The sequence below is a fragment of the Rhizobium sp. 42MFCr.1 genome (assembly GCF_000377185.1).
Lineage (GTDB): Bacteria > Pseudomonadota > Alphaproteobacteria > Rhizobiales > Rhizobiaceae > Rhizobium > Rhizobium altiplani.
This window is the reverse complement of the sequence record NZ_KB897846.1, coordinates 13974-28202: the sequence shown is the minus strand read 5'-3', so window position 1 is coordinate 28202 and position 14229 is coordinate 13974. Positions and strand designations below refer to the sequence as shown.

The 14229-nt window shown below is 60.3% G+C and carries 7 protein-coding genes; 2 read left to right on the top strand and 5 right to left on the bottom strand.

The genetic code is table 11. The features are described from left to right. Positions 1-221 precede the first annotated feature (221 nt). Together pdxY and C934_RS0122930 are read left to right on the top strand one after the other, a co-directional pair. Complete coding sequence (pdxY, locus tag C934_RS0122935) at positions 222-1097, top strand: pyridoxal kinase PdxY (protein WP_018858930.1); 876 nt, start codon at positions 222-224, stop codon at positions 1095-1097. Positions 1098-1159: 62 nt separating this feature from the next. Next, on the top strand, positions 1160-1801 hold the full coding sequence (locus C934_RS0122930) for a carbonic anhydrase (RefSeq protein ID WP_018858929.1): 642 nt from the start codon (positions 1160-1162) through the stop codon (positions 1799-1801). Between the two features lie 61 nt (positions 1802-1862). Here C934_RS0122930 and C934_RS0122925 read toward each other — a convergent pair whose 3' ends face one another. From C934_RS0122925 to C934_RS0122905, 5 genes are all read right to left on the bottom strand, one after another. Beyond that, positions 1863-2681, bottom strand: a complete 819-nt coding sequence (locus tag C934_RS0122925; protein ID WP_018858928.1) for a lytic murein transglycosylase — start codon at positions 2679-2681, stop codon at positions 1863-1865. Between the two features lie 170 nt (positions 2682-2851). Further along, positions 2852-3886 carry an aspartate-semialdehyde dehydrogenase gene (locus tag C934_RS0122920; RefSeq protein WP_018858927.1) on the bottom strand — a complete coding sequence of 345 codons (1035 nt, stop codon included), beginning with the start codon at positions 3884-3886 and terminating at the stop codon, positions 2852-2854. Positions 3887-3999: 113 nt separating this feature from the next. Further along, positions 4000-4251 (bottom strand): hypothetical protein, encoded by a 252-nt coding sequence (locus C934_RS35820; protein ID WP_051085612.1) that lies wholly within the window; start codon positions 4249-4251, stop codon positions 4000-4002. Beyond that, positions 4241-5461 (bottom strand): OpgC family protein, encoded by a 1221-nt coding sequence (locus tag C934_RS0122910; protein ID WP_018858925.1) that lies wholly within the window; start codon positions 5459-5461, stop codon positions 4241-4243. The genes C934_RS35820 and C934_RS0122910 overlap by 11 nt, the downstream gene beginning before the upstream one ends. A 100-nt stretch (positions 5462-5561) precedes the next feature. Beyond that, positions 5562-14081 carry a GH36-type glycosyl hydrolase domain-containing protein gene (locus tag C934_RS0122905; protein WP_018858924.1) on the bottom strand — a complete coding sequence of 2840 codons (8520 nt, stop codon included), beginning with the start codon at positions 14079-14081 and terminating at the stop codon, positions 5562-5564. Positions 14082-14229: the final 148 nt, after the last annotated feature.

Here is a 14229-nt window from a genome sequence, read left to right as displayed (position 1 = left end):
AGTTAGCAGAAGATTTGACGAAAGAATCTCTAAAAGACGGCATCCCGAGGCAGCTTTCATGCGTTTTTGGCCGCCGGGACGCAAATTTTCGAAAGATTTTTGGTTTGCCGTAAGTACGTGGAAATTCTTGAGGGGCGACGTTGGCATGCCTGCATGAAGGGCAGTTGACAGTGAAGCTGCAAAAAGGGGATCAACACTCATTGGAAGCCGAGTCGAGCATCATGTCGGAAAATGCCGCAGGAACTGTCATCGTTATCTCTAGCCACGTTGTGCGCGGCTCCGTCGGAAATCGTGCAGCGGTCTTTGCACTAGAGACGCTTGGTCACCAGGTCTGGGCGTTGCCGACGATCGTGCTTCCGTGGCATCCCGGTCACGGTCGGTCGACGCGGCTAACGTTCACCGAAAGCGATTTTGACGCGGCTATCGACGATCTCATTCGCGCGCCTTGGATCGGCGAGGTGAAGGCGGTTCTTTCCGGCTATTTCGGCAATGCCGCGCAGGCGCGCTCGGTTGCTCGGCTCGTGACGGCTTTGCGCGAGCACAAGCCGGACCTGCTCTATGTTTGCGATCCGGTCATGGGGGATCTGGGTGGTCTCTACGTACCACAGGCAACGGCGGAGGCGATCAGGGATCATCTGATACCACTGGCTTCGCTTGCGACGCCCAATCGATACGAACTGGCCTGGCTTGTAGGTGCCCCGCTGGAGGACAATACGGCGATTATGGACGCCGCCCTGTCGCTGGGGCCCTCCCGCATGCTGGTGACGTCAGCGGTGCCGATGATGGCCGGCGGCACAGGGAACCTCTATCTTTCGGGGCGTCATGCGCTGCTGGCGGAGCATCGCCTTATCGACAAGCCGCCGAATGGTCTCGGAGATCTACTTGCCGCGCTGTTTCTGTCGCGACTTCTTTCCGGCATGGAGGACGAGAAGGCGCTTCAGCTTGCAACGGCAAGCGTCTACGAGGTGCTTGCCCGCGCCGTAAAGCGGGGCAGCGATGAATTGACGCTGGCAAGCGACTCGTCGAGCCTGGCAACGCCGATGGCGATGGTCCAGATGCGGCGCTTGATGCATCCGGCGCAAAGGCGCAAAAGCTGACGACGCTTCCTATCTTGCAGTGCGATATTGATCTTGCCGGGCGCAAGCTGTAATCGAAGATCATGCAGCGTTTTCCAAACACCCTTCTCGACGGTTATCGCAACTTTATGAACGGGCGTTACACGGACGCCCGTGATCGCTATAAAGCGCTGGCCGAGCACGGCCAAAACCCAAGTACGCTGGTGGTCGCATGTTCGGATTCGCGCGCTGCGCCCGAGCTGATATTCGATGCCGGTCCCGGCGAACTGTTCGTCATCCGCAACGTGGCCAATATGGTGCCGCCCTACGAGCCGGACGGCCATTTCCATGCCACCTCGGCTGCGCTGGAATTCGCGGTTCAGGCCTTGAAGGTTACGGACATCGTGGTCATGGGTCACGGGCGCTGTGGGGGCATCAGGGCCGCTCTCGACCCAAGTGCCGAACCCCTTTCACCCGGTGACTTTATCGGACGCTGGATGTCGCTCGTGAAGCCTGCCGCAGAGCAGATCGGCGCCAACGATGTCATGACGCCTTCCGAGCGTCAGACCGCGCTCGAGCGCGTATCGATCCGCAACTCCATTGAGAATCTCAGGACCTTCCCGAACATCAAGGCATTGGAGGAGGAAGGCAAGATCGCGCTTCACGGTGCCTGGTTCGACATCTCGACCGGCGAACTCTGGGTGATGGATTCCGAAACTCGCGACTTCATTCGCCCGGACGTCTAAGCCCAAAACAAAAAAAGCGCCGAAGTTCGGTTCGGCGCTTTTGGCTTACGCTACGCTGTTCTCAATTTCCGTCTATCTGCTGTCCAATGTAGGCGATCGCCTGCTGGTAGACCGTCGCCGCGTTCCAGCCGGCGATGGCCGCGAAGTTGGGCTCGCCCGGCTGATAACCCGCACCGGCCTGCCAGCCATGGCCCTTCAGGAAGTTGGCAGTCGAGGCAAGCGCGTCAGCGCGAGAACCGACCATATCGACGCGGCCGTCGCCGTCGCCATCGGCGCCGAAGCGCACGACATTGCGCGGCAGGAACTGCGTCTGGCCGATTTCACCATGCGCTGCTCCACGCGCCTGCGTATTGAGATAACCCTCAGAGACCAGCTGCAGCGCGGCATAAAGCTGGTCGGTGAAATAGTCGGAGCGACGGCAGTCATAGGCGAGCGTGGAGACGGCCGACAGCGTATGCTGGTTGCCCATGTAGCTGCCGAATCCGGTTTCCATGCCCCAAATCGCGATCAACGGGCCGGCAGGAACACCGAAGCGACGCTCGATCGATGCAAAAAGAGCTGCATTGGAGCGCTTCATGCTCTTGCCGCGCGAGATGATCGCGGCACCACCGCGCTTCTGCATGAAGGCATCAAAGGAAAGCTTGAAGCTCTTCTGGCCGCGGTCGGCGGCAATGGTCGGCCTGTTGTAGGAGACGTTTGCGAAGGCGCGATCCAGAACCGAGGGGCTGACACCGTTTGCAACGGCTTCTTGCTTGAACTCGTCCACCCAGGCGTTGAAGCCGGCGCCGTTGTTGCCGCACTGGGCTGCCGTGGCGGCTGCAGGAACTGCGTGGAGCATGCAGGCGGCGGCAGCTGCCAGCAAAAATTTCGTCATGCGCATGGAGATATCCCGATCTGACTGGCCTTCAAACCGGGCCAGCGGCCCCGCTTTCGGCAATATTGTCACCGTCTTTGATTTGGCAAGCGCGGGAAGCCGAAACGACCAACCCGCGCCAAGAAAAGCCCTTACCTTATTTAGCCGGGCTTAACAAACCATAGTTAACAACTGGTTCAGGCTGCCTGCTTGCGCGGCTTCACAAGTCCGCGATTGACAAGCAACTCGGCGATCTGGATCGCGTTCAGAGCGGCACCCTTGCGGAGGTTGTCGGAAACCACCCACATATTCAGGCCGTTCTCGACCGTCGCGTCCTCGCGGATGCGCGAGATAAAGGTCGCGTCTTCGCCAGCGGATTCGTAAGGCGTGATGTAACCACCGTTCTCGTGCTTGTCGATGACGAGGCAGCCGGGAGCTTCGCGCAGAATGTCGCGTGCCTGATCGGCCGTGATCTCGCTTTCGAATTCGATGTTGACCGATTCAGAGTGGCCGATGAAGACTGGAACGCGAACTGCCGTGCAGGTCACCTTGATCTTCGGGTCGAGCATCTTCTTGGTCTCGGCGAGAACCTTCCACTCTTCCTTCGTGTAGCCGTCTTCCATGAAGACGTCGATGTGCGGGATGACGTTGAAGGCAATACGCTTCGTGAACTTCTTGTTCTCGATCGGATCCGCGACGAAGACGGCGCGCGTCTGGTTGAACAGCTCGTCCATACCGTCCTTGCCAGCGCCGGAAACGGACTGGTAGGTCGAAACGACGACGCGCTTGATCTTGGCGAAGTCGTGCAGCGGCTTGAGAGCGACGACAAGTTGCGCAGTCGAGCAGTTGGGATTTGCGATAATGTTGCGCTTGCTGAACTGGGTTACGGCGTCCGGGTTCACTTCCGGAACGATCAGCGGCACGTCTGCGTCGTAACGCCACGCCGAGGAGTTGTCGATGACAACGCAGCCCTGGGCGCCGATCTTGGGCGACCACTTCTTGGAAACTTCGCCGCCGGCCGACATCAGGCAGATGTCCGTGTCGGAGAAATCGTAATTCTCGAGGTTGGCGACCTTCAGCGTCTTGTCGCCGTAGGACACTTCGGTGCCCTGCGAGCGCGCGGACGCAAGCGCCACGACTTCATCGGCAGGAAAACCGCGCTCGGAGAGGATATTGAGCATTTCCCGGCCAACATTCCCGGTCGCTCCCGCAACTGCAACTTTAAAACCCATTTCTCAAGCTCTCTTTCTCTTCTCTCCTCTTGTCCGGTGAGGGGGAAAGCGCGCAAATATCGCGGCTTCCTTGTCCCCAGCCGGGCCGGGGAGAGAGCGGCAGGCCAGAGACGTCAGACGGTTTTCGTCGTCGTTTTGGCCTTGGTTTTGGAAGAAACCGGAACGGCAATATCCATCCCGGCACCTTGTGCCCGGTCATTGCATGCAGCAATTGCGTGTGCGTCGCGAACCATGGATATTCCTTTTCCGCCGTTGCTCTTAGAAGGTTTTCCACAGGAGTCAAGGTTTTTGCGATCAGATGCGGCGGCGTGGCGGCGGACTTGCGATCTTCCAGCAGCCTGATGCCACCGCCGTCTAGCGCCGATCCCGCGAGCGATCGATGCGGACAGGAACCGGCACCAGCGTTCGGTTGGGCAACCTGTTTCGGCCGCCTGTCTCGAGCTTGCGCTTACGCTCAAGATGGTAGGCGTAGGCAAACTGGATGGCGATGCCGATAACCACGAAGACCGGGCCGACGATCCGGTCGCGGTTGTTGATGTAGAGCACCACCTGGCCAACCATCGCCAGAATGGTGCCGGCGACAAAGATGTTCAGCGAGTGGCGGCCGAGAATGGTCAGCGGATTGTCTGCGGACCGGCGAAGCAGGCGCGAGATTGCCGGAATATTGATGACGAGATACGTCAGCGCCAGAACGTGCAACAGTCTTGGCAGGGACAGGAAAGTTTTGTCGAAACCGGTCAGCACCGGCGGCAGACCGAGCGCTGCCAACGCAGTCCCGAAGCTCCAGAGTTGACCGACCACCCAGGCGAAGGACAATGCGACGTAAGCGGCGGCAGCAGCAAAAAGGACCGGGTGGTGCGGCAGTTTGCCGCCGCGGCAGACATGCATCATACCGACGATGCCGATCGTGAAGAGGAACTGCCAGGACAGTGGATTGAGGAACCAATAGCCCTCGATCAGCATGTTATGGGGCGCAATCTCGTAGGTGCCTGCAAAGAGCCAAACGGTGCCGGAGACGGCCAAAGCGAGAAGAGGGCTTGCCGCGTTGAGCAGAAGGATGACTGGCACCATCAGCATCAAGGCCCCATACATCGGGAGGATGTTGTTGTAGCCGATCTGATGTCCCAGCAGCACGAGCGAGGGAATACCAGCCTTCAGATTGGTGAGGACGGCAAGAATGTTGATCTCGCACAGCAGGCCGGGGCGGTGGAAGACCCAGGCGCCCGTCAGGAACAAGGCAAGCGTCATGAACGTCGTTATCATGTGAGCCAGGTAAAGAGTGAACGCCCGCTTCGTGGCCTTCACTGCTGTCTGGAGCCACGCGCCTGGCTCAAACCGCGTGCCGTAGGCCAAGCCGACGGCAATGCCTGAAATCAGGACGAACGCCTCGGCGGCATCCGAGAAGCCGAAATTCTTGGTTGTAAAGTTCTCGAAAATCTGACCGGGAACATGATTGATGAAAATCGTGATGAGCGCGAGCCCGCGCAGAACGTCCAACCGCGTATCGCGTTTCGCCGGCGCTACCGTCACAGAACTCTGCTTGGCGCCGATCGGTGCCCCGCGCGCTATTGCCATGGAATTCTCCTGCTCTTCCGATATGCAAACACAGTTGCGGCCAAAAGGGTTCCCTTTTGGCCGCAACGAATCGCCGGATCATTAGCCAGGAAAAATGCTGTTATCCGACCGGATATCCCTCGTCGGGATCGGTGACTTCGCGTCCGTTGATGGTCACATCGTAACCCCTCGGATGGGACGATTTTGAGACCGAAATGAGGTATTTAGCACCTGCGCGTTCAATATCGGCGGAGAAGCCGTCCCATGTGCTTGCCAGTGCTGGACGCACGTACAAGCGGCCATCCCTCACCCTGATGCCGAGGATGCCCTCGATCACCGAGCGGTAGAGCCAACCGGCCGAGCCAGTATACCAGGTCCAACCGCCGCGCCCGCTGAGCGCGCCCTCACCGTAGACGTCAGCTGCGATGATGTAGGGTTCGACGCGATAGTGTTCCGCCGAAGCCGGATCGCGCGCATGGCTGATCGGATTGAGCAGATCGAAGCAACGGAGGGCATCATCGCCGCGGCCAAGTTCAGCCAGTGCCAGCACAACCCAGGTCGCGGCATGGGTGTATTGCCCGCCGTTTTCACGAACACCCGGCGGGTAGGCCTTGATGTAACCAGGATCCTTAGCCGAGTTTGCAAAGGGCGGCGTGAAGAGCCGGATGATCCGCGCTTCCGGATCGACCAATTTCTCCAGCACGGAATTCATCGCCTTCGCCGAGTGCGCCGGATCTCCCTCCCCTGATAGCACGCTCCAGGATTGGGCGATGGAATCGATCTGGCATTCGAGGCTTTCCTTGGAGCCAAGCAAGCTGCCGTCGTCGAACGTGCCACGCCGGTAGTGAGCGCCATCCCAGGCAACGGTCTCGAGTGCGGCCTTGAGGGTGGTCAGGTGCTGTGTCCACCGCTCGACGCGCGCCTTGTCGCCGCGTTCCTCAGCATACGCCGAGAATGAACGGAGCGCGCCCGCCAGGAACCAGCCAAGCCACACACTGGTGCCCTGTCCGCCAATACCGACGCGGTTCATGCCGTCGTTCCAGTCGCCTCCGAGGAAGAGCGGCAGGCCGTTCTTGCCTGTTCGGGCGATGGCGAGATCGAGCGCGAGGGCCGCGTGTTCGTAAACGCTCACCTTGTCTTCGGAGACTTCCGGCAGATAGAAGGAGTCGTGCTGCCCTTCGAGGAGTGCCGGCCCTTCGAGGAAAGCGAGCTGTTCGTCGAGGACGCTCTTGTCTCCCGTAACGCTGCAATAGTGATGGATCGCGTAAGCGAGCCAAACCACGTCGTCTGAAATCATCGTCCGAACGCCGGCACCAGTGCCTGGCAGCCACCAGTGCTGCACATCGCCCTCGCGGAATTGACGCGAGGCGGCGTTCAGGATCTGCTTGCGAGCAATCGACGGCTCATGGATGACGAATGCCAACGTGTCCTGCAGCTGATCGCGGAAGCCGAAGGCACCGCTTGCCTGATAGAAGGCCGTGCGCGCCATGATGCGGCAGCCGAGGCTCTGGTAGGGGAGCCACGTGTTGATCAGATTGTTCATGCCCTGATCGGGCGTGGAAACCTGCACCTTTCCGGTGAACGCCTGCCAGAACGAACGATTTGCCTGGACAACGTCGTCAAAGGCGACCTTGCGGATATCGTTGATCACCGCCCGCGCTTCCGCCTTCGTCTTGGTATCGCCGAGGAAGAAGCAGACGTCGCGCTCCTCGTCCGGTGCGATCTCGATATCGAACGCCAGAACCGCTGCCGGGTCGCCGTCGAGTTCTGTAGCGCCTGAAAGGCTAGTTCCCAAGCTCAGTGCACGCGGTGCCTGGATCGTACCTGTCTTGCCGATGAATTCCCGGCGGCTGGCGGTAAAGCTCGATGGTTTCTCGCTGGCCACAAAGAAAGCGACACGACCGGAATAGTCGATGCTGTAGTTATTGCTTGCAAACAGCGCTCCGGTTTCCGCGTCGTGTTCCGAGAGGATGAACGGTGCGGACTTTTGCGAATTGTTGCCGAGAATCCATTCGACGTAGCCGTAGATCCGCAGCTTTCTTGGCTTGGAGCCTGTATTGCGTAGCCGGATTCGCTGCAACTTGACCGGTTTCTCGCGATCGACGGTCTGCGTAACCTCGAGTGCGATCTCGTTCTGGACGCTGGAGAAGGCCGAATAGCCCAGACCATGTCGCGCTTCGAATCGTATGTCTTGGCGATCTGAGAGGTTTGCGAACGGGGTCATGACCGCGCCGCTATCTTGATCGACGACGTAGATCGCTTCACCGGCGCGGTTGATGACTGCATCATTCGACCACGACGTCAGCTGATAATCGCGGGAGTTTGCGCTCCAGGTGAACCCCGCACCTTCCGCGGAGACATGGAAGCCGAACTTTTCGTTCGAGATTACATTGATCCACGGATGCGGCGTTGCGTGGCCCCCGGGAAGGCGCACGACGTATTCGCGACCGTCGCCGGCAAAACCGCCGATGCCGTTCCAGTAGTTGAGATCGCCTTCTTCCTCGATGACCACCTTCGATGGCCGTGCGGCGCGTTTCGGGGCGCTCCGCTTGATTGACGTCCTCGTGCGATCGGCGCGCTCCAGTTCCTGCTGCTCTTCCTTGCTTGGAGAAAAGAGTGCGGCGGCACGATTGATCTGATCGATAATCTTGCCGTTCTTGGCATGGAGCGTCACGCGGGAGGCCGAGATCAGCGCGTGATACGTCGATTCTTCCATCAGATCCTTGCGGACCGTGAAGATGTGCTGGCGCAAGCCATCGGCCTGACCCAAGCGGCGGACATTCTCGGCCATCTGGTCGACGGCGTGCTGCATGTCCTGTGCGTAGGACGACGCGCGCTCGTTCATGATGACCAAGTCGGCGGTGACGCCGCGCGAGCGCAGGTATTCCTGCGCAAGCAAGGCCTCCCTGACGATTTCGAGATCCATGTCATCGTTGACGCGCAACGTGAAGATCGGGAAATCGCCTGAGATCGCAAGCGGCCAAAGCGACGACTGCGACTGCATCCCGGCCGCGACCGCGGCAGCATCGGCTCGCAAATACATATCCGGATAAACCAGGTGGCGGCCGAGGTGCTGGAAGGCTGCTGCCTGCTGCGACGTGACACCGACGTGGCGCATCTGCACCTGCGTGCGGGTCCAGGCCTGGACGAGCTCGTTGTTGAAGGCGTCGGCGTGGCGGTAGCGATCAACTGCCTGGTCCACCTCATTGCGGCTCGGGGCGGCAATGGTCCAGAAAGTGACCGTGACCTTCTTGCCGGGCGGTACGCGGACGATGCGGCGAAGCGAGAGAACCGGATCAAGGGTGAAGCCGTCCGTGCCGGAAAGGGTCGCGCCCGGATCGAAGGCAGCAGCGTTTGCGAGGCTGCGTCCCCGACCGAGGAACTTGCGGCGATCGGTTTCGAACTCCGTGTCCCGCGTCGAGCCGGAGTTGTCGACGATAAGGTGGGCAACGGCCATATTCGGCTCGTTCGGATCACGCTTGTTGCGCTCGACCCGGATGACGTCACCACGCTTGCCGATCTCCGTCTTGACGAACATCCTCGCAAATGCCGGATGGGCGTTATCGACATCGTCCGTCGCCAGAACCGGTTCGAGATACGACGTCACCTCGATGAAGCGATCTTCCGTTCCGGTGTTGACGAGCGTCAGGCGTCGAGCCTCGGCATCATGCTCGGTCGCAACGATGCATTCGACTTCGCTGGTGATATCTCCGACAGTCTTGGTGAACTCCGCCTTTTCGTCGGCGAAGAGAACCTTAGCTTGTTCGCCTTCGACACTCTTTGGCTCCGCCGTTGTCGACCACCATTCGTTGGTTGCCGTATCGCGAAGGAAGATAAAGGTGCCCCAGCGATCCTCTGTCGGGTCGGCTTTCCAGCGGGCGACCGACTGGCCGTTCCACCGCGAATAGCCGGCGCCCGTTGCGGTCAGCATCAGAGAGTAGTGGCCGTTCGAGAGGAAGACCAGCTCGCGATCGCGCGAGGCGGGGTCGTAGATCTTGCGCAGTTCAGGGCGCAAGAGATCGTCCTGGATGCTGGCTGGGGTATCGGACTCGTGCTTGCCGCTCATGACCGGAATATCCCTCGGTGCCTTCTCTTGAAGAAGGAGCTCGGCAGCCTCGATCACTGGATCCGAGTGGAATAGTTCGCGCAGATGGCCGTTGAAGGCAACGTTCGCGACCGCGGCGATCGACATGCCGTGGTGGTGAGCATAGTAGTTATAGACGACCGCGCAAGTCTTGCCTTCCGGCAGGCGCGTCGGCGTAAAGTCCACGGCGTCGTGGAAGCCGAACTTGCCGAGCGCACCGAGCTTGCGCAGACGCTGCAGGTTCTCAAGCGCCGCGTCAGGATCGTACTGGCTGGCAAGGATCGACGCATAGGGCGCGATGACTGCGTTGTGGCCGAGGCCACGCTTCAGGCCGAGCGACGGTACGCCGAAGTTGGTGTACTGGTAATTCAGGTTATGGTCGCGGGCATTGAAGGCCGCTTCCGAAATACCCCACGGAATCCCCAGCTTGCGCGCATGGTTCATCTGCTCGACCACGACCAGATTGTTGGTCTGGTTGAGGATACCGCCGCCACGCTCCTGCATGACGAGCGGTGGCATGAGGTATTCGAACATCGAGCCGGACCAGGAGACAAGCGCACCGCGCGAGCCAACCGGGACGACCTGGCGGCCGAGGCGGTACCAATGTTCCGTCGGCAGATCGCCCTTGGCGATGCCGAACAGGCTGGTGAGCCGGCATTCGGACGCCAGGAGGTCGTAGCAGGCCTGATCGAGCTCGCCGCTTTCGACGCGATATCCGATCGAGAGCAGGCGCCGCTCGGGTCGGAACAGGAAGCCGAAGTCCATCGAGAAGGCGAGGTCGCGGGCCTTGTCACGCAAGGCAATCAGGCGCGGACGCAACGCATCGATGTTGGACAGATCGAAGGTGCTATCTGAAATGTGGGCTTCGCAGACCTTGACCAGAGACTCAGCCCAGCGCGTGACTTCGGCGCTCAGCGCAGACTTCACCTCGTGATCGAGGTTGGCCGCGAGCTTCTGAATGTCGCGCGCCAGTACGGCCAGGTTGATGATGCGGATGGATGCGAACTCATGCTCGCGCTTTACCGCAGCCAACGCATTCTGGAAGCCGATGATGCGTTCCTCCAGGCGACGGCGCAGCGGACGGACCGTCTTGCGATCGTCCGGCAGCTCCGACAGCACTTCCGCGAGGATGCCGGCAGTATCGCCGACGCCATCGAGATTGCCCTGCATATGGGCCGAAGGCGCTTCCGCCCAGTTGCGGCAGGCAGACGAGATCGCGATCAGGTGGCCGGCGAGGTTGCCGCTGTCGACTGCGGAAACATAACGCGGTCCAAGCGTCTCCAGCGTATCCGTGTGATACCAGTTGAAGAGATGCCCGCGGAATTTCTCCATCTTGTCGATTGTTGCGATCGTCTGTTCGAGCCGCTCTATGGTTTCCTCGAAAGAGAACCAACCGAAATGGCGGCCCGAGACGACCGACAGCAGGTAGACCCCGATGTTGGTCGGCGACGTGCGCGTCGCCACGATCACGTGCGGCGTTTCCTGAACGTTGTCCGGCGGTAGATAGTTCTGCTCGGCGGTGGTGAACGTCGCGAAATAGCGCCAGGTGCGGCGCGCGATCTTGCGGAGCTCGCTGGAAACGGAATCGGCAACCTCAAGCCGGTCCTCGGTCTCGGCGGACTGGCTGACATAGTAGGCGACCAGCGGCGAGATGATCCACAGGAACGCGAAAGGAACGCCGACGAGGTAGGCGTTGTCGCCGGAGAGGGCCGCTAAACCGAGTGCGAGGAGGGCCAGCACCGGCGCGTGCCACATTGCCTTGTAGTAAGACGGGATCGTTCCCTGCTTGCCGGCCTGGACGCTGGCTGCCGTTCGCCACTGCAGCATCAGTTTGTGGCTGAAAAGCAGGCGATAGAGCGAGCGACCGATGGCATCAGCCATCATGCAAGCGGAATCGGCGATGAACACGATCCGCAAGGCTACCTGAGCGTTGGCCGCGCGAATATCGGACCAGACCGTGTAAAGGTGAGCACTGGCGACGATATCGCTGCTGCGTGGAATGATGCCGTGGATCAGCGAGAGGGTCGGAGCGACGAAAAGGCAGAAAATCAAGAGGATCTGCCAGACGAGCGCGCCGAGCGGGCTCATGAAATACCAGCCGAGCACCGAAGCGAAGAACCATGCGATCGGCGTCAAAGAGCGCCGCAGGTTATCGAACATCTTCCAGCGGCCGAGCCCGGTCACACCGTGCGTCGGGTTGAACATGTACGGCAGCAGCTGCCAGTCGCCACGCGCCCAGCGATGCTGGCGCGACGTTTCGACCTCGTAGCGGGTCGGGAAATCTTCGACGAGTTCTAGATCGGTGACGAGCGCGCACCGGGCCATCGAGCCCTCGAGCAAATCGTGGCTGAGCACCGAGTTTTCCTCGATGCGACCCTTCAAGGATCCTTCGAAGGCGTCGACATGATAGAGGCCCTTGCCGGTGAACGTGCCCTCACCTGCCAGATCCTGATAGACGTCGGAGACGGTGAAGACGTATGGGTCGAGGCCGCGGTTGATCGAGAAGACACGTTGGAAGACCGATGCATCCTTGCCTGTTGTCAGCGATGGGGTGACACGCGGCTGCAGCACGCCGTAGCCGCTTTCGACGCGACCCGTGGCCGGATTGATGACCGGACGGTTGATCGGATGGTAAAGCTTGCCAGCGAGCTTCGTGACCGTATCGCGCATGAGGCGGGTGTCGGCATCGAGCGTCATCACGTACTGAATGTTTGCCGGTACGATATTTGCACCGGGAAGGTAGGTCGTATCGCGGTCGCCGCGAAGCAGCAGGTTCAATTCGTGCAGCTTGCCGCGCTTGCGCTCCCATCCCATCCATGCGCCCTCGGATGGATTGTAAAGACGACGGCGGTGCAAGAGGTAGAAGCGTGTCTTGCCGTCGAAGGCATAGCGTGCCGAGAGGTTCGCGACCTCGCGGCGGGCATAGTCCAGAACCTCGAGATCGGCCGAGGTTTCCTCGACTTGGCTGTCCGGCCAGTCGCTGAGCAGTGCGAAGTAGATTTCGCCGCGCGGATTCGCGAGATAATGAACTTCCAGATTGCGGACCAGCTCATCGACGCTGTCGCGGTTCGAGATGAGGCAGGGAACGACCAGAAGCGTACGGGCTTCCTCGGGGATGCCCTCCTTGAACTCGTAGCCGACCAAGCGGGCCGGTGTGACGAAAAACGACAGCACAGTGTTGAAGAGACCGGTTGCTCCTTCCGAAGCCGGAAGGGAGAACATGATCAGCAGGATTGCGATCTCAAGTGGTCCCATGCCCGCATGCGCCATGAACTTCCCAACAATCGCCATGGCGATGATGGTGAGCAGGATCACCGGAACGGCGATCGATAGCCAGTTGAATCGGCGGACCGTGCGGACGAAATGCTGGGTCAGAGTTGGGCGATAGTTCGATCGCGCTTCGAGCTTGGGTCTTTGGGCGCCGGTCAGGAAGCCGCCGACGTTTGGTTCGTGCGGTTGCGGCTCGTCGGAGGCCTTCGCCTCCTCGGTCATGTCGAGCGCCAGCTGGGCGATCTCCATTTCCGAGAGCTGCGAGCGCTTGGCGAGTTTTTCGATCTGCTTGCGATACTTGTTGCGTGAGCCGGAATCGAGATCGCCGTAGTCGGAATGATCCCAGAGCAGCTTGTCGACGTGGCTGACCTGTTCAACCCAGACCGACCACTCGGTGTCGTCGATCTCGCGAAGGCTGCGAATGATGTTGCCCATGGTGACGTTGCCGGAGGACAGGCGGCTGTGCTCCGCCATTGTCGTCTCTTCGGTGTCGCGACCGAGCGCTTCAAGGCGTTCGTCCAGCCATGCGATCGCCACGCTCGACGCCTGCGAGCCATCGCGCATGCGGTAGAGGAACTGCGTCGCGAAGGTGTTGTCTTCGGCGAGCGACTCGAGCGACCTGAGATAGTCGGCCGCCTGTGCCGGCTCCGTCAGCCGCACAAGCTCATCTGCAGCCTCATTGGCGCGCCGGCGCATCCGGCGGCTGCGTTCGACGCGGATCGAAATACGGCGCAGGTTTTCAACGAGCACGTAGCGCACGAGCGATGGCAGCGCCCAGAGCTCACCGATCCTCAGCGTTTCACCCTGCTGGAAGCCATCGACAAGGGCCGTCAGGCTTTCCTGCGAAATCGTGCTTTGAGTGTGGGCAACATAAAGCCAAGCCAACGCCAGGGTGCGTGGGATCTGGACGCCGTTCACGTTGATCGTCGGCAGTTCCCGATAGAAGCGCCGCGGGAAGTCGCGACGGATCTCTTGGATCGCTTCCTCAACGATGTAGTGGTTATCGAGCAGCCATTCCGCCGCGGGGGTGATCGTTTCCCCGGATTCCACGTCCGTTGCCGTGGTGCGGTAGACCCGCAGGATCTCCTTCTCGTTTTCCTTATGCCGCGCGAAGAAATCGAAGGGCGCAAAGGCGGGCAGCGAGTCGACGCCGCGGGCGGCCACGGTGGCGGCCATCGCCTTGATGTTCTCGATGGAAAGGTAGGTCGAGCGGATCGAGTCGTTGTGGTCGATCTGCTTCGGTTCGGACTCGCGGGACGGGCTCGGAGACGTGGCGGAAATTGACATGGGTTCGGTTCTGGATCCAAGCAAAGTTATGATGATTTGCGTAGCCTTTTGCACTGCCAAATATGACTGCCGCATGAACAGCGCCGGGGTTTCTTGATCCCGGACAACACAATCAAAACGACGATCAACCGACGATGCGAATCGGTTT

What these genes read in the sequence shown, in the direction of transcription:
- C934_RS0122910 (WP_018858925.1), bottom strand. Translation starts at nt 5,461, where the DNA reads ATGGCAATAGCGCGCGGGGCACCGATCGGCGCCAAGCAGAGTTCTGTG.
- C934_RS0122930 (WP_018858929.1), top strand. Translation starts at nt 1,160, where the DNA reads ATGCAGCGTTTTCCAAACACCCTTCTCGACGGTTATCGCAACTTTATG.
- C934_RS0122925 (WP_018858928.1), bottom strand. Translation starts at nt 2,681, where the DNA reads ATGCGCATGACGAAATTTTTGCTGGCAGCTGCCGCCGCCTGCATGCTC.
- C934_RS0122905 (WP_018858924.1), bottom strand. Translation starts at nt 14,081, where the DNA reads ATGTCAATTTCCGCCACGTCTCCGAGCCCGTCCCGCGAGTCCGAACCG.
- pdxY (WP_018858930.1), top strand. Translation starts at nt 222, where the DNA reads ATGTCGGAAAATGCCGCAGGAACTGTCATCGTTATCTCTAGCCACGTT.
- C934_RS0122920 (WP_018858927.1), bottom strand. Translation starts at nt 3,886, where the DNA reads ATGGGTTTTAAAGTTGCAGTTGCGGGAGCGACCGGGAATGTTGGCCGG.